17 protein-coding genes and 6 pseudogenes are annotated in these 24195 nt (G+C 58.9%); 11 read left to right on the top strand and 12 right to left on the bottom strand.

What is annotated here, in order from left to right; genetic code table 11:
- Positions 1-300: 300 nt before the first annotated feature.
- Positions 301-1329, top strand: a complete 1029-nt coding sequence (locus P0D73_RS37180) for a bile acid:sodium symporter family protein (RefSeq protein WP_408435133.1) — start codon at positions 301-303, stop codon at positions 1327-1329.
- 634 nt (positions 1330-1963) lie between these two features.
- Here P0D73_RS37180 and P0D73_RS37175 read toward each other — a convergent pair.
- From P0D73_RS37175 to P0D73_RS37140, 8 genes and pseudogenes are all read right to left on the bottom strand, one after another.
- Positions 1964-3265, bottom strand: coding sequence for an MFS transporter (locus P0D73_RS37175; protein ID WP_408435131.1), 1302 nt, complete (start codon positions 3263-3265; stop codon positions 1964-1966).
- A gap of 310 nt (positions 3266-3575) precedes the next feature.
- Positions 3576-3892: pseudogene (locus P0D73_RS37170) on the bottom strand (IS6 family transposase); the annotation flags it as partial.
- Between the two features lie 332 nt (positions 3893-4224).
- Positions 4225-4467, bottom strand: a pseudogene (locus P0D73_RS37165) (IS110 family transposase); the annotation flags it as partial.
- 260 nt (positions 4468-4727) lie between these two features.
- Positions 4728-5870, bottom strand: coding sequence for a porin (locus tag P0D73_RS37160; RefSeq protein WP_408319021.1), 1143 nt, complete (start codon positions 5868-5870; stop codon positions 4728-4730).
- A gap of 539 nt (positions 5871-6409) precedes the next feature.
- The gene (locus P0D73_RS37155; protein WP_408435129.1) at positions 6410-8662 is read right to left on the bottom strand and encodes an LPS-assembly protein LptD; all 2253 of its coding nucleotides are present in this window, start codon (positions 8660-8662) and stop codon (positions 6410-6412) included.
- Positions 8663-8826: 164 nt separating this feature from the next.
- Positions 8827-11067 (bottom strand): annotated as a pseudogene (gene bamA / locus P0D73_RS37150) (outer membrane protein assembly factor BamA); the annotation flags it as partial.
- Positions 11068-11147: 80 nt separating this feature from the next.
- A complete protein-coding gene (locus P0D73_RS37145) occupies positions 11148-11495 on the bottom strand; it encodes a hypothetical protein (protein ID WP_408319023.1) in 348 nt (115 codons plus the stop codon).
- Between the two features lie 276 nt (positions 11496-11771).
- Positions 11772-12140, bottom strand: coding sequence for a hypothetical protein (locus P0D73_RS37140; RefSeq protein ID WP_408319025.1), 369 nt, complete (start codon positions 12138-12140; stop codon positions 11772-11774).
- Positions 12141-13283: 1143 nt separating this feature from the next.
- Here P0D73_RS37140 and P0D73_RS37135 point away from each other — a divergent pair.
- The 4 genes and pseudogenes from P0D73_RS37135 (at position 13284) to P0D73_RS37120 (ending at position 17272) form a co-directional block, all read left to right on the top strand.
- Complete coding sequence (locus P0D73_RS37135; protein ID WP_408319027.1) at positions 13284-13670, top strand: integrase core domain-containing protein; 387 nt, start codon at positions 13284-13286, stop codon at positions 13668-13670.
- A 757-nt stretch (positions 13671-14427) separates the two neighbouring features.
- On the top strand, positions 14428-14853 hold the full coding sequence (locus tag P0D73_RS37130) for a hypothetical protein (protein WP_408319029.1): 426 nt from the start codon (positions 14428-14430) through the stop codon (positions 14851-14853).
- Positions 14854-14955: 102 nt separating this feature from the next.
- Positions 14956-15394 (top strand): annotated as a pseudogene (locus P0D73_RS37125) (transposase); the annotation flags it as partial.
- A 951-nt stretch (positions 15395-16345) separates the two neighbouring features.
- The gene (locus P0D73_RS37120) at positions 16346-17272 is read left to right on the top strand and encodes a winged helix-turn-helix domain-containing protein (protein ID WP_408435127.1); all 927 of its coding nucleotides are present in this window, start codon (positions 16346-16348) and stop codon (positions 17270-17272) included.
- Between the two features lie 20 nt (positions 17273-17292).
- On the opposite strand, the gene P0D73_RS37115 is transcribed toward P0D73_RS37120, so the two are convergent.
- A complete protein-coding gene (locus P0D73_RS37115; RefSeq protein ID WP_408319031.1) occupies positions 17293-17661 on the bottom strand; it encodes a DUF2866 domain-containing protein in 369 nt (122 codons plus the stop codon).
- Positions 17662-17908: 247 nt separating this feature from the next.
- On the opposite strand from P0D73_RS37115, the gene P0D73_RS37110 reads away from it, so the two are divergent.
- Positions 17909-19531, top strand: a complete 1623-nt coding sequence (locus P0D73_RS37110; protein WP_408319033.1) for an ATP-binding protein — start codon at positions 17909-17911, stop codon at positions 19529-19531.
- Positions 19532-19535: 4 nt separating this feature from the next.
- Entirely contained in the window at positions 19536-20234 is a 699-nt protein-coding gene (locus tag P0D73_RS37105) for a response regulator (RefSeq protein ID WP_408319035.1), read from the top strand.
- 19 nt (positions 20235-20253) lie between these two features.
- On the opposite strand, the gene P0D73_RS37100 is transcribed toward P0D73_RS37105, so the two are convergent.
- Positions 20254-20733: a glycosyltransferase family 9 protein gene (locus tag P0D73_RS37100; RefSeq protein WP_408435146.1), complete on the bottom strand. Its 480-nt coding sequence runs from the start codon at positions 20731-20733 to the stop codon at positions 20254-20256.
- 130 nt (positions 20734-20863) lie between these two features.
- Here P0D73_RS37100 and P0D73_RS47030 point away from each other — a divergent pair.
- A pseudogene (locus tag P0D73_RS47030) lies at positions 20864-21209 on the top strand (DDE-type integrase/transposase/recombinase); the annotation flags it as partial.
- A 1-nt stretch (position 21210) separates the two neighbouring features.
- Here P0D73_RS47030 and P0D73_RS37090 read toward each other — a convergent pair.
- Positions 21211-21486: pseudogene (locus P0D73_RS37090) on the bottom strand (IS6 family transposase); the annotation flags it as partial.
- A gap of 101 nt (positions 21487-21587) precedes the next feature.
- Positions 21588-22058: an Lrp/AsnC family transcriptional regulator gene (locus P0D73_RS37085; RefSeq protein WP_408319039.1), complete on the bottom strand. Its 471-nt coding sequence runs from the start codon at positions 22056-22058 to the stop codon at positions 21588-21590.
- A 232-nt stretch (positions 22059-22290) separates the two neighbouring features.
- On the opposite strand from P0D73_RS37085, the gene P0D73_RS37080 reads away from it, so the two are divergent.
- From P0D73_RS37080 to P0D73_RS37070, 3 genes are all read left to right on the top strand, one after another.
- Positions 22291-23064 carry a 3-oxoacyl-ACP reductase family protein gene (locus P0D73_RS37080; RefSeq protein ID WP_408319041.1) on the top strand — a complete coding sequence of 258 codons (774 nt, stop codon included), beginning with the start codon at positions 22291-22293 and terminating at the stop codon, positions 23062-23064.
- On the top strand, positions 23045-23230 hold the full coding sequence (locus P0D73_RS37075) for a DUF3563 family protein (protein WP_408435125.1): 186 nt from the start codon (positions 23045-23047) through the stop codon (positions 23228-23230). The genes P0D73_RS37080 and P0D73_RS37075 overlap by 20 nt, the downstream gene beginning before the upstream one ends.
- A gap of 426 nt (positions 23231-23656) precedes the next feature.
- Entirely contained in the window at positions 23657-24055 is a 399-nt protein-coding gene (locus P0D73_RS37070; protein ID WP_408319045.1) for a hypothetical protein, read from the top strand.
- Positions 24056-24195: the final 140 nt, after the last annotated feature.

Genomic DNA, 24195 nt, shown 5'->3' with positions numbered 1-24195 from the left:
ACTTATGACGAGACGACTCAGCATGACGACACGACGGGACGCGATTTCGCATCTGCTCGCGTAACGGAACATCGCCCAACGCCGTCATACTCAATCCCGCTGTAAGTGACCCAAATGCCACTTGACCCCTCCACCTTGCGCGCTGCCAGCTTACGATGACGGCCGCGACCACCCAGCAGCATGCTGATATTCGCGATGTTCTATGCGATCCTAACGCCCGTCCACATGAATTGGTTTTTTAGCGCACCTGTATAGAAAGTGTCGGCTTTGTCCTCTCCGAAGTTGCACCGTGTGAAACCCATGCCTCGAGCCAAACCCAAACGATTGCCCGGCAACTTCACGTTGGCGCTCGTCGCCACCGTGATCGCCGCCAGCTTGCTGCCCTGCCGCGGGCACACCGCCGTCTCCGTCAACCTGATCGCAAACATTGCAATTGGCCTGCTGTTCTTCCTGCATGGCGCCAAGCTGCCGCGCGGAGCAATCGTGGACGGTGCGAGGCATTGGCGTCTGCACCTTGTCGTCCTGCTCAGCACGTTTGTGCTGTTTCCGCTGCTCGGTCTCGCGCTGAGGCCGGTACTGGCGCCGCTCGTCACGCCGGCACTGTACATGGGCGTCCTGTTCCTGTGCACGCTGCCTTCCACCGTGCAATCTTCGATCGCCTTCACGTCGATCGCCAAAGGCAACGTGCCGGCTGCCGTGTGCAGCGCGTCGGCCTCCAGCCTAATTGGGATTTTCATCACGCCGCTGCTCGTGAGCGTCACGCTTACGAAGCAGAACGCGGGCTCGAGCGCGTCGCTGAATGGCATCTGGGATATCGTGCTGCAGATCCTCATGCCGTTCATCGCAGGCCAGTTGCTGCGGCCTTGGATCGCCACTTCGCTCGAACGCGGCATGCCGGTGCTGCGGTATGTCGATCAGGGCTCGATCCTGCTGATCGTCTACACGGCTTTTAGCGAGGCCGTGACCGAGGGCTTGTGGCACCGGACACCCGTGGCGGCACTCGGCGGCCTGGTTGTGGTCGACGCCGTGCTGCTGATGGTGGCGCTGCTGGTCACGGGCTTTACCGCCAAGCGGCTCGGATTCAACAAGGCAGACCAGGTTGCGATTGTGTTCTGCGGATCGAAAAAAGGCCTGGCTTCCGGCATATCGATGGCGAAGGTGCTCTTCTCGGGCCCCACGGTCGGGGCCGTCGTGCTGCCGCTGATGCTGTTCCACCAGATCCAGTTGATGGTCTGCGCCGTCCTCGCCCAGCGCTGGCATACACGCTACACGTGTGGTGAAGCCAAGCCACAGGCCGCGAGCAAACCTGCCGCTGTTGATGTTCGCTAATTTTGCCAGCGGCAAAACAGCATAAGCCTATTGGAATAAGAGGGAGGGTGCGTGAACCGGTACCGCGTTGACGACGGCTGCGCTTACCGGCTTTTTCGCAAGCCGATGCTTGTAACAATGGCTCCTTGCTGACCGTTCGTTCATGCCAGCCAGAAGTCCTTGCGATATGGGCTAACGTCATACAGCGATGCGAGAAACCTGCCGTAGCCGTCATTAAGATCGTCACGCGCCGAAACTCAAGACAAGGTCCAGAAATGACTGTCAGCTACTGATAGCCATGCAAGATGAGCCGTTGACCCACGAGCAATCACTGGATGCACCGCGACTCTGTCGACGATGTGTGCAATGAATCAGGCGCCTCGTATGTGATCCCGCGAACGATTTCCTCGCCGCACGCACAAGCCGGTCTCGTCCGGAATGGAGTTGGGCGCGACCCTGAAAATCGCCCGAACGGTCGCTTCCCAGGTTATGGATAGTTCGAGAAGCGCGATTCAGGCGATGCGGCCGGCGCGACCGGCCGAGAAGATCCACACCATCCCGTGGTCCACGGTCGCGACGCGAACGCCGTCTGTACGACGGACTTGAATGCATTGCCTGCACTTCGTGTTGAATTGATGGAGTGCGAAATTCGCACTCACACCGGAATCTTGTGTTCGTAGTCGATGCCAATCAAACACACCAGGAGACCCACCCCCATCGCGACGAAGCACATCAACGCGAGGAAATATGAGCCGGTGTATTGAACGATTGCGCCGACCACGATCGGAATCGCCATGCCGCCGAGGTTTCCGCCGAAATTTAGCAAGCCGCCGAGCGCGCCGACCTTGTTGCGCGTAGCGAGCATCGCGGGAATCGACCAGTACAGCCCGCCCCAGCGCAGGAAGAACAAGGTCGCCGACAGCAGGATGACAACCATCCTTGGATTCGTCGCATAGGCCACGCAAAACACCGAGATCGTGGCCACCACCCCGGCAATGCCGAACATGACGCGCATCACCAGGTTGAGCGCTGCACCGCTCGCAAGCCATTTATCGGCGATAAAGCCGCCCACCACTTCGCCGACGAAGCCGCACATAAATATCAGGAAGCTCGCATTGCCCATTTGCTGCAGGTCGAAACCATGGACCTTGTGCAGATAGGTCGGCATCCAGGTAAGGAGCCCATAGTAAAGTGTCGTGCAGCACATAAAGCCGAAAAACATCAGCCACACCGACCGGAACCTGAAGAAATCAATCGATCGGCCTGACAGCTCCTTGGCCTCCTTGGCATGCTCCAGCGCCTGAGCTCGCTCAATATGGAGCGCTTCGGCCTCGTTGACGCCCGCATGCTCGCGCGGCTGATTCCTGATATACCGCCATGCAACCATGCCGCACAGGATCGTGCCGATACCAGCGATCGCGAACGCGGAGCGCCACGAGTGCATGACCAGAATCAGCCATGCGATCAGTACCGAACCAAATGCCGCACCGAGCGGCGAGCCGCCGTCCATCAGCGAAGCGCCGCGTACACGCTCGTGTTGCGTAAGCCATGCGGCGTTGAGCGCGCCGCCCGCCGAGGCAACGGGGGCCTCGGCAACGCCGAGACCGATCCGCGTCATCAGCAGACCCGACGAGCTGGTCGCAATGGCCGCCAGCGCCTGAAAGCCGCCCCAGAACAGCGTACAAAGCGCAAGGACGGCACGCGGCTTGAAGCGATCGACGAGTTGGCCGCCCGGGATCTGCATCAACGTGTACGACCAGAAGAACGAACTGAGAATGAAGCCCTGCATCACGGGTGACAGCGAGAATTCCTTCGTGAGCAGCGGCATCGCGACCGATAGGGAGGCACGGTCGATATAGTTCACCGTCACGAGCAGCAGCATGACCAGAAAGATGTTCCAGCGCACTGACGTCTTCGGCTCGGCGTACGCTGCTGCCGAATCTATTGGTCTGATCATTCCGACTCCTCGCTATCGCATGGTATCCATCTAATGAACCGAATGTAGAAGGCCAATATTAATAAGCGATAATCGAAAGTGAGCTCACCGTCTGATAGAAATTCCCGATCATGGGCCATTCCCTGCAGCAAATCGAAACGTTCTACTGGACCGCCCGGCGAGGCGGCTTTCATGCAGCGGCGCACCAGCATTTGACGTATCCGACGATCTACGCCCGCATTCAGGAACTCTGGCGCAGGCGGAAAGGATTCTGAAACTCGCCGACGAGTTCGGCCGCGGCATCTGGTCGCCAATCCCGGTGGCCGGTATTAGTCTGGCCGGCCCGATCCACTGCCCGATACAGATAAACCCATTTGCCGCGAATCTCCAGATAGGTTTCGTCAACACGCCATGACCGCCCTGCGGGCGTCCCAAAATGGTTCCACCTTTTGACGAACTCCGGCGTGAAACGCTTCACCCAACGCAGGATCGTGGTGTGTGCCAGCGCCAACCCCGCTCCGCTATCATCTCGACCAGATCACGCAAACTAAGCTTGTAGCGAAGGTACCAGCGCACACACAGAATGATGATCTCACGATCACAATGCCGCCCATCGAACAACCCACCCGTCGTCTTCAGCTTGCTCATCACCAGCCATCAGTTCGTTTGTTTCGACAACTCTAACCGATTTCGCCTTCCTATTTGCACCATGTATGGACGACTCCCAGTTGTCAAGCAGTCTGACTCTCTGGCATTGGGTCGAGGTTGCGGCCATGTATCCGGGCTCGATTCGCAGCGCTCGCTGCAGGCCCACGATGAATATCCGCGAGTGGGTACCCCATCAGAGCCACGGGCTTGATTGCCCTTGGTGCAAAGCGGGTTTGGCCCACCACAGTCCGACCGTTCTGTCATCGAATTGAAGTCTGCTCAAGCAACCTCTGGAAGGTAGGTGTTGCTCTTACGCTTAGAACCTGGGCCTGTTAAACCGTCACGTCAGTTCGCACGGGAACATGGCTAACCTGGTAGACCTGCTTGCGTATTAGCAAGGCCCACGCCGGTCGGGCGTTCTTTGCTGCAAGCGCGACGGCAGCGATGTTTTTGTGCCGACGTCGACATAGTTTCATGACCCACGAATCGTTCATTTCAGGCTTATTGGCTGCCATACGAATAACAGCGCGAGCGCCGTGAATCAGAAGTGTTCGTAGTGCTGTGTCACCACGCTGATATGACTCCCGTTCCACTCCATGATCCTGGAATAGAGCCTTTGCAAGGTCCAGTCCGACAGCGGCTATCTTCATGATGAACGCTCCTTTGCCGTGGAAGTCACGACTTCTCCACTTTGGCATATGCCGAGCCCCGAAGGGCGGGAGTCGTCCATCACATCAGAGCCAAAATTAGATGGTGCATTTAACGACGCTAGCTGCTGATCGACGCGCCCGCACCCTCGCGAGCGCATCGACTTTCAGGTAGCAAATGAACTCGATCAGAATCGCACGCGTATGCCCGCAGTGACGGCCACCTGCTCATTCGAGCTCGACATCGATAGCCCATTGATCACCGCATGGATGCCACTGTCGCCAGTGTCGCTGACATGCTGGTACACACCTTGAAGATAAACGTCAGTGCGTTTGGACAGCGCATAGTCCGTCTGCAGCGTGAACTGGTTCCACTTCGGCGCTACGCCGTCGATGCGACTATCGGTAAAGGTATAAGCCGCGGAAACCGAGACCGCCGGAGTCAAGTTGTAGCGTCCATTCAGTTCATAGTTGCTAAAGCGCGCACTATTATTGACAAAGGAAAGTCCATTCGACGTGCCGGACGCTGAGGCTCCGATTCCGGTCAGATTACCAATGATCGATTGCGTGAACACGAGACCCACCGTTGCGTTAGCAAACGTGTAGTTAGCTCCCGCGCCCCATGTGCGCTGCACACCAGATGTAAAGGTCACATCGTTAGTCACCGCTCCGCCCGAGTTCAGGTCCGTCCCGCTGTTGTTCAGCTGTAAATAGCCAGCAGCAAAGTTGAGAGCACCATAGTTGTACGACGCGCCCATGCTGTACGCACGGTTTGTCGCGAAGTTGCCCGCGCTATTTGAGAAACCATACAGGCCGCCGAATTTGAGCCCGCCATAGTTCACGCTTGCGTACTTGATCGAATTGTTGATGCGGAAAGAATTGTCGAGGTTGTCGTTATCAAACGGATGAGCAGCTTGTGTTCCCCCGTATCCCGTACCCGTGAGCGAAAGAGGTGCAAGGTAGTCGACCACTGAATCGTACTGACGGCCCAGCGTGACAGCGCCATATTGCTCGCTTGACAGACCAACGAACGCCTGTCGTCCAAATTCGAGGCCATTCTGACCCAGTTTTCCATTGGCGATATTGAAGCCGTTTTCAAGCACGAAGACCGCTTTAAGACCTCCGCCCAGGTCTTCGCTTCCGCGCAGACCGAATCGACTGCCATTGACCGATCCACTCGTCTCCTGAAAGTTGCTGCTACCGCCCTGGTTATTCGTGTACGTCAGGCCGGCATCGATAAGGCCGTAGAGTGTCACGCTGCTTTGCGCGTGAGCAGTGGCTGCGAGGGCAAATGCGCTCGATGCTCCGAGCATCATAAGAGTTCTTTTCATCGTAATCTCCTTCAGAGAAAATTTACCGCGCATGAAAAATGTCATTTCGGCGCGGCCTATACGCAGCAAGGCAACGGGCTGATGGCACTGCACCCGTTGGTCAGCGATTAGAACCGAATGAAGAACGCGCGCTGTGGGGTGTTGACAACGCCTGCGCTTACCGGCTGTTTCGCAAGCCGATGCTTGTAACAATGGCTCCCCGCTGGCTGTTCGTTCATGCCAGCCAGAAATCCTTGCGGTACGGGCTGACGTCATGCATCGATGCGAGAAACCTCGCGCAGCCGTCAATGAGATCGTCACGCGCCGAAACTCAAGATAAGGTCCAGGAAGGACTGTCAGCTACTGATAGCCATGCAAGATGAGCCGTTGACCCGAGAGCAATCAATGGATGCACCGCGACTCTGTTGATGACGTCTGCAATGTATCTGGCGCCTCGTATGTGATGCGGGAACGATTTCCTCGCCGCACACACAGGCCGGTCTCGTCCGGAATTGAGTTGGGCGCGATCTTAAAAGTCGCTCGAACGGTCATTTCGCAGATTATGGATAGTTCGAGAAGCGCGATTCAGGCAATGCGGCCGGCGCGACCGAATAGCCCGGAATACTTGCACGGAATTGTTGCTGCAATGCATTATCAATGTGGCTCAAACCATTAAGTTGCAGTTGCATCAGGACGCGCGTGCCTGTAGCGGGTGTCGTTGTCGAACTGATGTTCGTGTACTTTTGAAAGGCAAGGCTAACGCCCCAACAGTCAGCCGGGTATTGCAGGCCAATCAACCCGGCGAGTACCCGATGACTGACAATGTCGTAGTCGATCTGGCCGACACCAGATAGGCGCCGCGTCAATGGCCACTCCCCCGAGAGCAGAACCTGATTCTCCGTCTCGTTGTCGAGTGTCGCGTTGGCTCTCGCGTACAGGTACGCCGCGTTGAGGATCTTCCCATCGGCGCGCTTCCACCCAATGCCTATCGTCGCTTGCGTGAACTCATCGCTGGACTGGTTGTATTCGATCCCTTGCTGAACCGACACAGTGCCGATGTTCAACGAGTCGCCAACGATAAGATTCGACGGGCCAACCGTCGGCGGCGAATCGCCTGCCATAGTCACCTGCGTGTTCCGGAAGTAGTATTCCTGCGCGAGTACAAAGCGCGCCAACTCATTGCCGTTCGCGGCATCGACGAAGCGCGTGGTGAGTCCCGCCGTGATGCGGTTCATATCCGATACGCGGTCGCCGCCGACAAAGCGATTGCTTGTGAAAACCTCAGCGAGGCCGAAGTCGAGCGGCGCGGTGTCGAAGATGGCCGCGTAATTCTGGTTTCGGTACGGCGTGTAAACGTAATAGAGTCGAGGTTCCAGCGTCTGCATCAGACCGACACCGAAGAGATTCACATTACGCTCGAACGTCATACCGGAATCGAAAGATAGCGTCGGCACGTTGAAGCTAAAGGTCTTCGGTTGGCCCGACGGCGCATCCGCGCCGATCGAACTCAGGTCGTACGAAGCAACATGCCACTGCAGTTTGGGTATCGCATACCAGCTGGGCCGCCCGAACTCATAGCTGACATAGGGGTCGAACAGAAGCCGCTCGCCTTGCGTCGAATTTGCAACCGGGATTGTGAAACGCGTTGCGTTCCATGTCGCGCCGAAGTCGAAGCCCTCGACATCGTAGCGCGCGTACTTGACGTTCACTTCAGGCTCCCGGTTATACGGCGGAGTCGTATCGGAGAACGACTGCCAGTACTGCACGCGCGTCAGCACGGACCAAGGTCCCTGGTTGAAAGCAACACCCGCTTCCTGCTGGAACAGGCTTTGGCCGCCGACCACCAACGAGCTCGAATTCGCGAGGTCCGTCGTCACGTTCGCATCTGAAACGCGATGGTAGTTCACGTAAGCAGAGAAACCTACACCCAGTGTCTGTTGATGCTGAAAGGAAATCGAGTAACGGTCGGTGTTCGTCAATGCATCGTGCGGAAGATAGGCTAATGACAGCGACCCAGAATACGACGGCGTCAGATAACGATACTCAGTCGTCAGCATCACGCCGCGTTTCGACATCAAGCGTGGTGTGAGTGTCAGGTCATAGTTCGGCGCGAGATTGAAGTAGACGGGCACCGCGATATCGTAGCCGTTCGTCGAGCTAAGCGAGAAAGTAGGCGGCAGAATGCCGCTTCGACGCGTCCCGTCGAGGGGAAACGACAACCACGGCGACGCGAAGATCGGTACGCCGAGGAAAAACAGAACGCCGTTATGCGCAACGCCGCTGTTTTGTGCATTGTCGAGCTCGAGCCGCGACGCACGCACATACCACGTTGGATGGTCGACACACTGGCACGTCGTATACGTGCCGTCGTAAAGCGTTTCTTGCTGATCGTCGTGCAGTTCAACGAGGGAACCGCTGCCGTTGCCGTCGCTCAGAATGAAATAGTATCGCGGCGTCGTCATCATGCCTTCGTTCGCATCGACACGGAGATGCGCGTAGGGTCCGACAAACCGATTACCGTCGCGAGTCAGCACCACGTTGCCGAACGTATCCGCGACGTCCTGGTCGACGTCGTAATGGATCGCGTCAGCCTGTACGATAGAAGTGGCACGACGCAACTCAGCACTGCCCTTCAGTGACAGATCCGCATCGTATGTACCCGTGACTTCGCTACCGAGACCGAAAGTCGCGGCCGACATGCCTGGCGCGAGCGGATGCTCGTAAAGCTGCGGCGCGAGCGACAGGCTCCATGGGTCGTTCGTCTGTTCCGGCTGCGCGGCTACGCTGCTGGATTGCGCATACACATGACTCATGCATACAGGCAGCAGGAACAGGACATCGAGCGACCATCTGAGTATCCACGAGCGCACCCGACGCACGACTGGAACACAATGGACCAGCGACACGGCGCAGCAAAGGGGCCTGAGCGCGGAAACGACTGCCCTTCCGGATATGGAGCGCACAGCCACCCGCGTTACTAGAAGGACGTTCCGATCTGAAACTGGAACTTCTGATACTGGTCGCCGGCATGCCGGACAATCGGAAGCGCATAGTCGAGCTTGAGCGGGCCAATCGGCGAGATCCACTCGAGACCTACCCCATAGCTGTAGCGCAAGCCATTCGCGCCCACACTGCTGCCCTCGTTGCCCCAGACATTGCCGCCGTCAACGAACGCAAATACGCGCAACGTACGGTCATATCCCGTGCCGGGCAGCGGGAACGTCGTTTCGATATTGCCGACGAGCATCCTCGATCCGCCGATCGGATCGCCGGTCGTCACGTCGCGAGGCCCGAGCGAGCCCGGTTCGAAGCCTCTGACTGAACCGATCCCGCCCGCATAGTAGTTCTTGAAGATCGGGTACGGTTTGCCGTCCAGTCCGTTTCCATAGCCACCCTGAAAATTGAGGCCAAGGACAAACCCACGTGCAAACGAGTAATAGTATTGGGCCTGAATGTCCCCCTTGTAGTATGTCGTCGTGGCTATCGGCGTACCGTACTCGGCGTTGGCCTGCATATAGTAGCCGCGGCTTGGCACGAGCGCGCTATCCCGGTTGTCGCGCGACCAGCCGACGCTCACCGGCACATTGTTCGACACGCGACCAAACTGGTTAACGTAGTCGATGTAGCTTTGCGGCGTGGTTGAATCGACGTCGAGCCGGTTTTGCTCCAACCCGAGGCCGAAATAAACCATGTCGGATTCGGAGAAAGGAATGCCGAATTTAGTGTCCGCACCAAACGTAATAACGCGAAAACTCGTGTCCGTGGTCGACGAGTAGTACAGCGGATAAGAGGTCCGGTAGTAGGCGTCGGTGATGCGTTTGATGCCGTCGATCGTAAAGTAAGGATCGGTCTGGGAAACGGAGAGCGCTCGCGCGGTCGAGGACGTGTTCACATTCAGCGCCAGGCTGGTGCCGGAACCAAACACATTGTCCTGAGACACACCCGCCGAAATGATCGGTCCTTCACCCGAACCGTAGCCCAATCCCAGCGTCAAACTGCCCGTTGGCTTTTCAGTGACTTTTACAATGATGTCGGCCTGGTCCGGTGTCCCTTCAACCGGCACGGTCGTCACTTCGACGTCGGTGAAATAGCCAAGCCGGTTGATCCTGTCTTTCGAAAGAACAAGACGGGACGAGTCGAACCAGGCATCCTCCATCTGACGCATCTCACGCCGCACGACTTCATCGCGTGTACGCGTGTTGCCTTCAATGGTGACATTGCGAATATACACGCGACGACTCGGATCGATCTTCAGTGTCAGGTCGACCCGGTGATGCTCCTGATCGATTTGCGGCACGGCATTGACCGTCGCGAACGCGTAACCATAATCCCCCAGCTTCTGCACGATGGCTTTCGTTGTCGCCTGAAGTTTTTGTGCCGAAAAGAGGTCACCTGCCTTGATTGTGACAAGCTTCTCCAGTTCCGCTTTTCGGTCCAGAAGATTGCCGTCGAGCCGGATGCTGGAAACGGTGTATGGCTGACCCTCATGCACGGAGACAGTGAGGTACATCTCCTTCCTGTCGGGCGTGAGCTGAACCTGTGTCGACTCGATGCTGAATTCGAGGTACCCACGGTCAAGATAGAAATTGCGGATATTGTCGAAGTCGCCGGCCAGTTTTTCCTTCGTATAGAGGTCGTTCTTCGTGTACCAAGAGAACCAGTTCGGTGCCGACTCCTGCATCTCATCGTTCAACGTGCGATCGTCAAACACCTGATTGCCGACGAAGTTGATCTGGCGAATTTTTGCGCTCGGGCCTTCGACAACCGAGAACAATAAGCCAACGCGATTCCGGTCGATTGGCGAAATCGTCGTCGTCACGTCGGCCGCGTAGTAGCCGCGTGTCAGGTATTGACGTTTTAGTTCCTGCTCGGCCTTATCGATCAACGCCTTGTCGTAATACGCGCCAGCGGACAGCCTGACGCTCTTGAGCGCCTTGGTCAGATTGTCTTTATCGAATTCATGTACGCCGGCAAAATCAATCGTAACGATAGCTGGCCGCTCCGCCACTTGCACGACGACCACGTCTCCGTCAGCGGAAACCTTCACGTCCGCAAAGAATCCCGTTGCGTAGAGTTGACGGACAATATCCGAAGCCGATTCATCTGTGAATCTGTCGCCACGCTTGATGGATATATAGGAGTAGACCGTACTCGTTTCGATGTGCTGCAGTCCCTCGACACGAATATCGCGGACGACGAATGGCGTGGCCGCATGCGAAAGAGGCATGATCAGCGCATTCAACATGATGGGAGTCCAACTCTTCAACGCGAGCCTAAAGATCCGCCTCACGATCGTCATCAGCCCCTCTCCCGAATCACGTCGCTCTGTGCAACGCTGCCGCCTCGCTCCCACGATGCGAGCCCGGACACGGGATTTTCGGCGTAGCCCACCGTTTGACGAACCTCTGCGTAGCCAGTAAATGCGGGCGGATGCGTCATCGCGCGAGGTGCGTACGGGCCTTGAGGTAGCAATCCATCCGTATGCCATTCGAGGCCTGACCAATCGCCTGGGTCGCACAGGGCGACATGCAGGCACACATTCTCGGATCCGCGCTCTTCGTTGCCACTCTGCCCTTTATCAACGGAGATATATGAAGCTGCTTGAAGCAATGCAGCGTAGAAACCGGGAAAGACGACTCTCACCATGATGTGCTCCTGCTGCTCGACGGAAGATGAGGTCAAGATATACGGCGCGGACACTCTACGAGTTACCGGTTGTTTACCCCGTCTTACTCACCCGCTTGGGACTCCTGATCAGACGAAGTTCGTGGCCTCAAACCACGTGTCAATCATTGCACGCTGGTCCGGCATGTCATTTGACACCGAAAGGATCCGAAAGATAGCAACGGGGTTTGGCGGCTCGATCGTACAAGCAGAGTACACGCCCATAGCGAGTAACTGAAAGTCGCAATGGCAATACCATTAGTTGATCATGGAGCCGGCGACGACACTGGGCGGTTTTACCGTTAACGCCTTACAAAGCCGTTCGACACTCTCCGTCGGCAACGAATAGGCCATCCATCCCACTCCCCGGTGCCGCAGGAGAAGGACGGGCCCCAGTAGCGGCGAATATTCGACATACCAGCATGGGTCCATCTCGAGAGGATAGTTTGATGATTTGACTGGTTCCCGAGGCTGCGGTGGATCAAGAAGGCCGCGCAAGGCAATCAACTGTTGAATCAGCTCGTCCACGGCGGATGTTTGTAGCAGACAGGATCTATCTGCAATGGTGAAACGGAGCACCGGTACATCTGCATAGTCGAAAAGGTCCAATGTCATCGATTCGAACACGGTATTTCCCTTATTTAATGAATCTACTCGGTGTTGCGCGAGGGTATTCGACCTGACACGGACAGTGTCTGCAGATGCGGTTCGTCACATCGCACTAGTGCGGCATGGCGCTATTTGTTTGTCCGCTCATGTTCATTACCACCGCCATACAGCTTTCAAACGAACAAATACCACTGTGCCTATGAGCGGACGATGGGCATGCCACACACAGGCAGTCTAGCTCATGGACAGAATGAATCTAATTCCACTTCGTTTCTTTGCGTTACGCAACGGGCCCTGCCTAAGCAGAAATGAGCGGCGATATGACACCCGTGATGCCCCTCCCTTTGGAAGCGGTTGGGGTGCAATAGCTGATCCGGTCGAGAATCTTCCTGTATAAAGGAGGCCTTATCGAGGACAGGACCGAATTCCATACAGCTACTGCGGCGATTCGTGACGCTCGCGCGTCTTGATGACGGCAGGTGGTCCGAATGCGAAATCGCCGGGAAAAGTATCCATCCCGCAGTGCCCAGTACAGGCATATCTTCCGGAACGCTGATTTCCCATAGCGTAGACCGACGCGAAAGCGTCACCGTCTCGGCAAGCGAAGCGGCGGCGGCGCCGCCCGCGACGAGCGCGTTGACAGCCGAAGTTCCCTTGGGCGTGAGCGTGGCCCCGGCACGAAGCGAAGGCGTCGAAGCGCGCTTCCGCCGCGCTACAGTAAACCCCCGCTCGATGTAAAGCCGCATGCGCCGTGACCATTTTTTGGTGCCGTACCGTGCCCCACGGTTTGCTCATCGATAAGGCGTCTCGAGAAGCCGCTCGCTTAACATATACGGCGCCTCATACCCGCAGCTCCGCAAGCTGTATCAAGGGGCAACGAATGCGCGGGGCAAACGACAAACCTCTCTATCCGGTAGAGAGCGCTGTGGTACCCGAAAGCAATGCATTGGCGGCAATAGCGGAATGACGCGCTGAAGTGCCGGCAGGAACGCGACGCGCAAGGTGCATTGCCGAGGGAATGGAGAGTGGCGCCGCGTTGTTGTGCGGCGTATCGCAGCCCTTAGGCCCGCGATGGTTTCGCGAGGCCGGCGGCATGTCGGCAATCGACTTGCGCCACGATCGGGTTGCTATCTAACGTAGTCCGAACGTGACCAGTCATCGATGGGCACCGCAGGAGACGCTTATGACAATGCGATGTGCGAGTCATTCTTCGGCACGCTCGAAGCCGAGTTGCTCATGCGCGAACACTTCGATACCCTTGATGAGGCCGGGCGGCGCATCTTCTCCTTCCTGGAGGGCTGGTACAACGTACGCCGCCTGAAAAGCAACATCGGTACCGGGCGCCGCTCGAATTCGAAAGCCGGCATGCGCAGGAGCAAACGCCATCGCAGTGCGGGTTGCCCACCGCGGGGCAGCGTCACGGTCGTGACAGTCCCGCCGCCCGGCCGTGACAACCCGAGATCCAACACTCCATGGAGGATCAACCGCACACTAAACCCAACTGCAAATCTGTCCATCCAACCGGGTCAACGTCAGGCCACGATATGAGCCGCCCAGGAGAACGCTATTTTGGAAACGGCGGAACAGGCACTCAGCGATGCGCCGCCTGTGATGACGACTCGCAAACAAAATCGTCGGGTTCTTCTGCCGTTCGGTCCGAACCTCGTCTTGCTATCGCGTCGAGCAGTAGTTGAGTTTCAGGCTAACCGGGTCGTGCTGTACGGACGGAACGGCGGATGCCGCGCCATGGCTATGTTAGGCAACTCGTGGTAGACCATCAGGTGCCATTGCCGCCGCACAGGCACTGCTCGGGCACGCGTCGGTGCAAACGACCGCCGGCTACGCGAGAACCGACTTGTCGCAGTTGCGTACCTTTTGTGGACCGGACGTTCACCGACGGTTGATCAAGGCCCTGTTGAGCGCGACGCGCGGCTTATGCCTGCCTATCGGTCTGCGGCTCGGAATGGATACGTGCCGGCTAAATTGCCACTGCTTTGCGCGGAGATGGACAAGAAAATTACACTCACCTCCGGTAACGGCCCGCCCCCAGTGTTATCGAGCCGATTCTGGCCATCCTGGTCGAGCGGCCGGCGGAAACTCAAACCGCCGGCCGTGGCATTCGCGCGGAGGCCGCTCAAGGCGTGGATCGTAACGCTATCGGTCGGGGGACTGACGAACGCGTGACCCGATAAGACGTTGTAATGTACTGCGGCGCGGGCGATATTGACCCGCGCGCAATTCATCAATAGATTCGATGGGGCCGTCGAATCGGTTTGACGACATTCTGGATCGGGGATATCGTTTTATGAGCGTCGTCCGCAGGTGTGGGGCAATTGCGCTGATCGTGGGCGCGGCGAACTGCGTGTTCGCGCAGCAGGCGTCGTCGCCGGTGGCCACCTTGCGAAATCGGCTGCAAAATATCCACAGCGCGCATTCGATCGACAACGAGCTGGATCGTCTCACCGCGACACTGCAGCTGTCGCAGCAGCAGTGCAGCGAGGTCAAAGTGCTGCTGCAGCAGCACCACGACACGATCCAGGCGCTGCTCGACGGCAATCCGAATGCACCGGACGAATTTCTTCGCGAGCGGATCCATTCGATCAGTGACGATACGCACCGCCAGATCAACGCCTTGCTTACCGACCAGCAGCTCGTGAAGGTGCAGCAGATGCAGGCAGGGATGAGACAGGAAGGCCGCAGCCGCTACATCGACTCGCTGCGAAATCATTGACGCGCAGCGCAGGGGCGATGGCCAGCGTTTTCCCCGGCTCGCAGTGGCACGTTGCCATGATCGAGAAAGGCAAACAGGACGCATACGTGACCGACGATCTTAGGCATGGAGCTTCACGTCGGTGTGGATAGCCAGACGGGTCTGGCACACAGCGCGGTAGTGACGGCTGCGAATGTGCATGACAAGCATCCGCTGCCGGCGCTGCTGCACGGCGACGAGCGGCGTGTCTACGGTGACAGCGCCTATGCGAGCCGGAAGGAACTCATCGCCCGCAAGACCACCCACGCAAGGGACTTTACACAACCAGCGTGTGCGCAATCGCAGTGGTGAAGTCGATGAATCCATGAGCTCGAAAAACCGCAACAAGTCGAAGATTTGGGCCCGGGTTGAACACGTCTTTGCGAGAGTCAAGCGGCTGTGGGGCTTCGGCAAGGTGCGCTATCGCGGCCTTGCGAAGAACGCCATGCGCGCCTTCACTGGACTCGCGCTGCCCAACATCTGTATGAGCCGCACGCGGCTGACGGCACAGCTGCGTCCATAAGCAGCCGAAGTGGGGCGACACGCGCTTGCCAGTCCCTTCAGGCCGGCAAATCGAACTAGTCGCGTTGGTGATTTCCCGTTCCGATTTCAGCCTCAAGCCCGTCGGCGAAAACGGTGGCTTCTTCAACCTAGCCCTGAATCATGACATTCGACACTCACGCCTTGCACGCAAATCACGGTCAACTGCGCCGCATTGCCGGCTCAGCGCTTGCGATCCTGCTGACGTGGCCTTAACGGCTAGGCGTCGAACCGCGCGAAGAAAAGACCACCTCGCTGACGGCCTCCCGGACTTGCGGCGACGATGCTCGCTATGATGGCCCAGATGGTTGATCACGCCCGTCGCAATCGTTTTCCGGGACACGCGTCGATGGTGGGTGCTCGCGGGCACCCCGGCAATCCGTGCGCTCTCGGCCATCGTCTGCGTGGTGCGGGCCCGCCATGCCATGGATCGCGCACCGTTTGGTCTTCGAAGCCACGCTGGCAGGCTGGCAGGCTTCGACAAGGATCGCAGAATATTTCGCAGACGTCGGGCCGGCTGACGCATGAGCGTCACGCTGATGCCGCCGGCAGGGACCTGAATGCGCCAGAACTCAGGCCGCTGCGTAAGGAACTGCTGATGGTGGGCGCGAATCTCGGGCGGAACTCGTTCGGACCGCCACCGGGCTACGTCACGCGATCACGCATCCCAACTGGTTCAGGTTCATCGTGCCGGGCGTTGCCGCCCTGCGTTGGCGCCACGAAACCGGCCTCAGCGCAACGCTCGACGCGTCCCCCCAGGCATTACCCGCTGCCAGGTTCGCTCATGTCACTGGTGCTGGCCGAGCCCCTGCGCGCGCATATTGTAGCGGCCGCGAAGCTGGCGCTCAAATGGGGAAGCTTCGCCCTCGCCGCTTGGGAGACTTTTTAGCCATCCTTCACACGCCTCCACACAATTTCCTTAATTTCACAATCATTGCTGCGCCCTTCCTCCCTATCATCGACTCATCATCGAGGCATCGGCTCCGCGGCGCGCGCGACGTCCGAGCATTCTCGATGCAAGCGCCGCAAACAGCGCGTCCGTCGATTTCAGTTGAGGGGAAACAGGTTCATGACTATCAGTCTTCTTGTCGTTGAGCCGGACCAGACGGTCCGGGATCAATTGCGCGCTCAGCTGCAAATGAGCCAGATCGGGATGTCGGTGCTGTATAGCGCGGCGCAATTGATGAACCGCCTGGAGCTCGAATGTCCGTCAGCGATTCTCATACGCGCCGAAGCACCGATGCAGGGCGAACGCGACGCGCTGCGGCGCTTGCGACAAGCCGGCTACGACATGCCCGTTTTCGTGCTGAGCAAATCTGACGAAGTGGTCGATAAAATCGTTCTGTTCGAACTGGGCGCAGACGATTACATCGTCGACCCGGTCGATCTTCATGAACTGACCGCCCGGATCAAGCGTGCCGTCCAACGCGGCAACCGAACGCTGTGCGACGCCCCCGAGATGCGCGAGAAAATGTCGTTCGGCGACTACGAAATAGACTTCGCGACACGGCGTCTGATCAGGAACGGCGCTGAAATCGCGCTGCGCTCCAGCGAGTTCGCGTTACTCAAGCTTTTCGCGAGCAACCCGATGCGCCTGCTGACGCGCCCGATGGTCAATAGTCAGCTGGGAAGATCCGAGAACCAGAACAACAGCCTCGACGTTGCGGTCTGCCGCCTGCGTACTCTGATCGAGGACAACCCGTCGAGCCCGAAGTTTATCCAGACATTGCGCGGACGCGGCTACATGTTCGTGCCGTCGCCGAAGCAGGACAAAGAACGGCCGGTAAACATCCGCGACCGCGACAGCCGGGGTTGTGCCGCGTCCTCACTCTATCTCCTGCAAAGAGCTGGCCTCGCATGAAATCGAAAACGCGGCGGCGCTCACGCACGCCGTAGACGCACGCGTTGCTGAGGCAAACCCGGATCGTCCGTCAACGTGTGACGCTGGCCGTTGCGATGCGTGCGCACCCGCTGCCGGATCTCGGCTTCGGTCGCGTCGCCCGGCACGGCCATGCACGAATATTCGTCGTTCGCGTTGATCCACTCGACAATCCTGCACGACTCGCCCCACAACGCCACGATCGGCGCCGAAATGCGGCAGCCACGCACCTTCATCACGTTCCTGCCGGCATCCGCCGGTGCGTTGACGCGTTTCGCGGGCGTTCTGCCAATTGCCGTGTCGGCGGCCGTCTTCCGGCCGGACTGGAAATCGCATGAAGCGGCGCCGCTCACGTTTGACGAGAGTTGCATGGAACGTCCCCACTAGTGAATGAAGTGCCCTTTGCCGCCTTTTTGCGGGGTTCATATCAGGGCCACACGATCGTAAGTATCAATCGCGCAGCCACGACGAAGAAAGAATGGAGAAGTTGTGGAGATTTCCCGGCACATGTAACGCCATACGCCAATCATCTAGAATTCGCCCATGCAAAGCGCCCCTCTTCACACCCAACCTGTCGGTCGGTTACACACGTCGTTGTCGCGCGCACGGCACGGCCCGATGAAGATGCGCTTCGGCATCACGTGGAAAATGTTTCTTGCAGTCTTGATCGCCTGCCTCGTCATCTCACTGACGATGGGCTACGCGGTACGCGTGAGCTTCGAGAACGGCTTTTTGCACTATGTTCGCGAGCGCGACGCAGGACGCATCAAGGCCGTGATGGCAAAAGTGACGAATGAATATGCCACGCACGGCAATTGGAATTTCCTGCACGATCATCCGGATGCATGGCGCGCGCTGCTGAACGCGGCGATCCATGATGCCTTACGCGAGGAAATCGAAGCCGCGCAAATCGGCAAGAGGCCGAGCTGGCAGACGTTTCCCGGCAGCGGCAGCGTGCAGCAACTGCTCGGGCCGCTGACTGGCCCATCGGAAGGTCCTCACTGGGGCATGCGGTTGCCACCCGCGCCGCCGGCGGACTCCGCCATCATGGGAGAGCGCGACCGCCCTCGCGCGAGCGACAGTGACAGCGCCTATGCAAGATCGCGGCTTCCGCGGCCGTACGACGGCATGAGCGGCAGCCTTCCGCCCAGCGGTCCGCCAGTCGCGCTGTTCGACTCCAATCACGAACTGGTGGCGAGCAGCGCACGCGAGCCCGCGCCGGACACCGGCATGAAGCCCGTCGTCTATAACGGAAAGATAGTCGGCTGGCTCGCCATCAACGGACCGGATACCCTTTCGGATGCCGCAGACATTGCCTTCCAGGCGCAGCAGATGCGCGCCACGTGGCAGATCGCGGGCGTTGCCGTCGTGCTCGCGGCGATCGTCGCGCTAATGCTCGCCCGCATCATTCTTGCGCCGGTCAAGCGCCTGATGAACGCGACCCATAGCCTTGCCGGCGGCGACTACAGCGCGCGGGTTTCGGCCGGCCGGCGCGATGAACTGGGCCGGCTCGCGTCGGACTTCAACTTATTGGCGGATTCGCTGCAACAAGCCGAACGCTCGCGACGCAACCTGATCGCGGACATTTCGCACGAGCTGCGCACGCCGCTTGCCGTGCTGCGCGGCGAGCTCGAAGCGATTGAAGACGGCGTGCATGAATTCGATCGCGACTCGCTCAAGTCCCTGCAAACCGAAGTCAATATGCTCAACAAGCTCATTCAGGACCTGTACGAGCTTTCCCTGAGCGACGTTGGCGCGCTCAGCTATTACAAGACGCCCACGCACGTTGCGGAGCTTGCCCGCGCATCGCTCGACGCCATGCGCGAATCGTTCAAGGCAAAACAGATCGCGGTCGAATTCAGCTGTATGCAGGCCATCGCCGACGCGACGTTTGCGGTCGATTCCGCGCGCTTCGTCCAGTTGCTGAAGAATCTGCTGCAAAACTCGCTGCGTTATACCGACCCCGGCGGCCATGTGCGCGTATCGCTCTCAGAGAGCGGCCAGGGCTGGCAACTCGAAGTGCAGGACTCGCTGCCCGGCGTGCCGGAGGCCGCGCTCGCCCATCTGTTCGATCGCTTTTACCGCGTGGACGAATCGCGCAGCCGTCAGAGCGGCGGCGCGGGTCTCGGCCTGTCACTGTGCCGCGCTATCGCGACGGCCCATGGCGGTACGATCCACGCCAGGCCTTCGCCGCTCGGCGGCGTCTGGATCACCGCGCACTTTCCGCCGGAAGGAGACTGATGTGATGACCGAAGCGCACAGTTCACACATCCTGATCGTTGAGGACGAACCCAAGCTCGCCGCGGTACTCGAAGACTATCTGCATCTGGACGGCTTCACGACTACGATCATCGCCGAAGGACAGGCCGTGATGCCGTTCATTCGCGTGACGCCGCCGTCGCTGATGCTGCTCGACCTCATGCTGCCGGGGCGCAACGGCATGGATATCTGCCGCGAGCTACGGCAATTTTCGCCGCTGCCGGTGATCATCCTGACCGCGCGCATCGACGAAATCGACCGGCTGCTGGGCCTCGAAATCGGCGCCGACGATTATGTCTGCAAGCCGTTCAGCCCACGCGAAGTGGTGGCCCGCGTGAAGGCGATCCTGCGGCGCGCGGCGCCCGCAGTTGCTTCCCGGCCTGGCGCGCAGCAAGTACCGCACGGGCTCGATGTCGACGAGCAGTTTCATCATGCACTGCTCGACGGCAAGGAACTCAAGCTCACGCCGCTCGAATTGCGTCTTCTGGTGCTGCTTATGAAATCGCCCGGACGCATCTTTCCCCGCGACTACCTGCTGAACAATCTGTACGAAGACCACCGCGTGGTCATCGACCGCACCGTCGACAGCCATATCAAGAACCTGCGCCGCAAACTGCAGACCGTGCGACCTGAGAGCGAGCCAATCGTCTCGGTGTACGGCGTCGGATACCGGCTGGAAATCTGAAGGGAGGCGCAACCAGCGCTCATCGCATCTCCAGTTCGACGCTCAACCGTTCGAACGAGTGCATCACGCGGCTCGCGCTCAAGGCCTGCTTCCAGGACCGCTCCTTCAACGCGCCGACGACGAACAGATTACGCGGCAGCACGATCGCGCCGCGTCCCCAGTTCGGCCGCCACGTACGCGCGAGGCCGCGACGCATGAATAGCGACAGCGTCGGCATGCCGACTTCAGACGCGAGATGCCCCAGACCCGAGTCGTTGCCGATGAAGCATCCAGATTCCGCAATCCACGCTGCCACGTCGACGAGTTTGTCGAACGAGAGCAGATACGGCGCGATGTCCTCGTCCATCAGCCGTGCCGGCTTTTCGTCCGGCGCAACCAGGAAGGTCGGCTCGAAGCCGCGGCGCGTGAGCTTTCCGGCAAGCGCGGCAAATTTCGCGCGTGGCCACAATTTCCGATCGTGGTTACCGGTCGGATGACACCGCGAGGCTCTGGTGCGAATAGATAGCTCGGAGCTGATGCCAGCAGATCACGAGACCCCATTGAGCAACGCCTTCACATCACGCTTTGCGCGAAGCGCGAAATCTACCGTCTGGCCGGCCCGATCAACCGTCCGATAAAGATAGACCCTCGCCGAAGCGTTTTTCCGCAAGTCCAAGCATCAGGGCCAGTCGCCGAAGACCATCACGCTCGATGGCCATGCGGCTACGCATCGCGCAGTGCGCGAGATGAAGGCCGGCGGCGTGCCGCCAGTCGATACAATGGTTCGCCCCTCGAAATATTCAATAACCTGATCGAGCAGGACCATCGCAATCTCAAGTCAAGAGCGAACGCGATGCTCGGTTTCAAACGTTTCAGGGAAGGCCGCAATCACCGTTGCGGTATTGAGTTGATGAACCGCATTCGCAAGGTCAATTTGGTCTGGACCGCTTGCGCCTCAAAGATACCACCACGCCCGCCGTCGAGAATGCGGTCGTCATCTACCACGGATCTTCAGGCACGTCTCGTCAACCGGCCACGACTGCCCCACAGGCATTGCGAGACGGCCCCAGCGCTTGACGAACTCGGACGTATAGTGCTGCACCCAACGTAGGATTGTCGTATGAGTAGGCGACAACCCTCGCTCAGCCGTCATCTCGACGGGACCGGGCAGCCTGAACTTGTAGCGCAGATACCAGCGCACACAAAGAATGGTCACGTCACGGTCAAAGTGACGGACGGCGAACAGCCCGTCCAGACTCTTGAGCTTGCTGATCGCGGGTCCTAAAAGCGGTCAGGCCCGCAGCCAATCGAGGTACGCAATGCGGCCTGCACCCTGAGCGGTCTGCTCCGGGTAGTTCCGGTGCGATCGGATATTTACTCTCCGCCCTCGCGAACCGGTAGCACGGTCTTGTACTGGACGCGCCGCAAGGTGATCGACGTGCTGACGTCGCGCACACCCTCGATGGTCGCGAGCCGTGTCATCACGAAACGCTCGATTCCCGCCATGTCGCTGGCCACCACCCGCACGATGTAATCGAACGCGCCCGTCATCAGATAGCACTCCATCACCTCCTCGCAACCCAGCAGGGCGCGCTCGAAAGCAGCCAGCTTTGCCGCGGATTTTTCAATTGCCACCGATACGTAGGCGGTGACTGGAAATCCCACCTTCTCCTGGTCCAGTAGTGACACATATTTTGTAATGACGCCCGCCTCTTCGAGCAGACGAATGCGCCGGTAGAGCGGCGAAAGCGAAATGCCCAGCGATTCAGCGAGGTCCGCAGCCTTGACATGAGCGTCCCGCTGTAGCGCCTGCAAGATGTCAATATCGATCCGGTCCAATTTCATTGGCTCATCGTCTCAAATAAACGCAGAAATGTGCCTAATGTTGCCACATCTGGTTGATCCGTTGGCTCATTTTGGCACGTACGATCGGCGCAGACTGCCTAAAATTTCTCACACGACAAATCCTGTCCTGTCGCAGCAGCGCGGCGTTACCGGGTTCGGTATGCGGCGCTCGCACATGCTTCCCGCGTGCTGATATACGAGGCAAGCGTGGCCGATCTGAAACGAGCAGAGAATGCAATTGAAAGGAGCAAACGTGACTTTTTCTGAGGGACAACTGGCTGGCAAAGTGGCGCTCGTGACCGGGGGCTCGCGCGGGATAGGCGCGGCCATCGCAAGACGGCTCGCAAGCGATGGCGCGGCCGTGTCGATAACCTATTCGAACTCGAGTGCCGACGCGGATCGCGTCATCGAGGACATCGAACGCGCCGGGGGGCGGGGCGTGGCAATTCGCGCGGATTGCGCCGACGCGGAAGCGGTAAAAGCCGCGGTCGGATCGACCTCGAAACGCTTCGGGGGACTGGATATTCTCGTGAACAACGCCGCGATGTTCCGCCGCGGTCTGATCGACGACTTCCCACTGGAAGATATCGACCGGATGCTGGCCATCAACGTCAGGAGCCTGCTTGTTGCCATTCAGGAATCGCTGCGCTTCATGGAAAGAGGCGGGAGGATCATCAATATCGGTAGCATCAGCAGCGACTACATGCCGATTCCGGGCGTGTCCGTCTACGCCGCGACGAAAGGTGCGGTAACCAGCATGACGCGTGCGCTGGCAAGGGATCTTGGCGGTCGGGAAATTACGATCAATAACGTCCAGCCCGGACGGATCGATACCGTGATGAACCCGGCCAACGGTCCGATGGCCGACCAGATCCGGGGCTCAATTGCACTGGGCCGGTACGGATCAGGCGACGATATTGCGGGACTTGTCGCCTGGCTGGCAAGCCCCGATGCGGCGTTCGTAACGGGCACCAGTCTGAAGGTCGATGGGGGCACCAGTGCTTGAGCGGCTCAGGTCGAACGAACCGGGTATACGTATGCTTTTCACTCTCCTATTAGAACGTCTCGACCGCTGGCTGCGGAGTACCCAGCGGACCCGCAGTGATGGATACCTCGCAGCTTCGAAGGATATTGCCGAGCTTGAGCGTCGGATGAAAGAGTGCGACGGTTAGCTCGGGCCGACGCCAGCGCGAGCGATTCACGATAACAGCGCCAATGCCCCGCTCTATGCCCGCCGCGAGGGCGACTCTTCTGAGGACAATGCGTCGTCGAGCCCACAACCCGGCTGGACGGCAAACATTCGCAGTTGCCCCTCAGCCACCTCTTCATCATCGGGTATCTCACGCGAGAATAGCCCACGATCGATCGCCAGGCACGGTGCCCGGCCTGATCTGATGAAAAGGCGCTATTGCGACACCGACGCGTTGGATGATACGTCCGTCGGCATCTGCGGTAGCGGAGCTGCCCCTGCGTCGTTCGTGCCGCTGCCCGTTGTTCCCGTTTGCCCGCGACGGCCTCGGCGCCCACCGCGTGCCACGGTGGGCTCGCTCGCCCCCACCGGGTGCATTGGCGGATGCGCGATGTACTGAAAGTTTTCATTGACCGCGCTATTGCCCGTGTCGAACGACCGGTGGACGAACACACTGCTACTAACGGGTGAACTGGCTTGCGCAAAAGCCGTCGGTCCGATCGACATCATGGCTGCGCCCACCGCCGCACTCACGGCAATAATGTGCACGAGCGCACCGGCACTACGGGCTGTCGGACGTGCTTTCAACTACGTCTCCTTCAATGTACGTGCGGTTCGCAACCGCTTGCAGCGGGCAGCCGTTTTACCGCTGGGTACGCTGGCTCAAAAAATTGAACCAGCGTTGGAGGTGCCGGGCAAGCGGGGAGAAATGCAAAGCGCTGCGGCGGAAAAGGCCAGACCGGACCAGTCTAGTCCGAGTTATGGAGAAGAAGGTTTCATGCTGGATTACAGGTGTTACTCGATTTAACTGATCGATGAATCGCACCGGGAATTCTCCAGGTATGGTGCGAATTGCCTGCTGCCCACTGCCGAAACAGCGCTTGAAAATGAAGCTGGCTCGTCCGACAAATCGTCGGTCGCCGTCGCTTCGTCAAATGGCAACTCATT

Source organism: Paraburkholderia sp. RL18-101-BIB-B, from assembly GCF_046026985.1.
Classification (GTDB): domain Bacteria; phylum Pseudomonadota; class Gammaproteobacteria; order Burkholderiales; family Burkholderiaceae; genus Paraburkholderia.
This window is presented reverse-complemented; position numbering and strand designations above follow the sequence as displayed.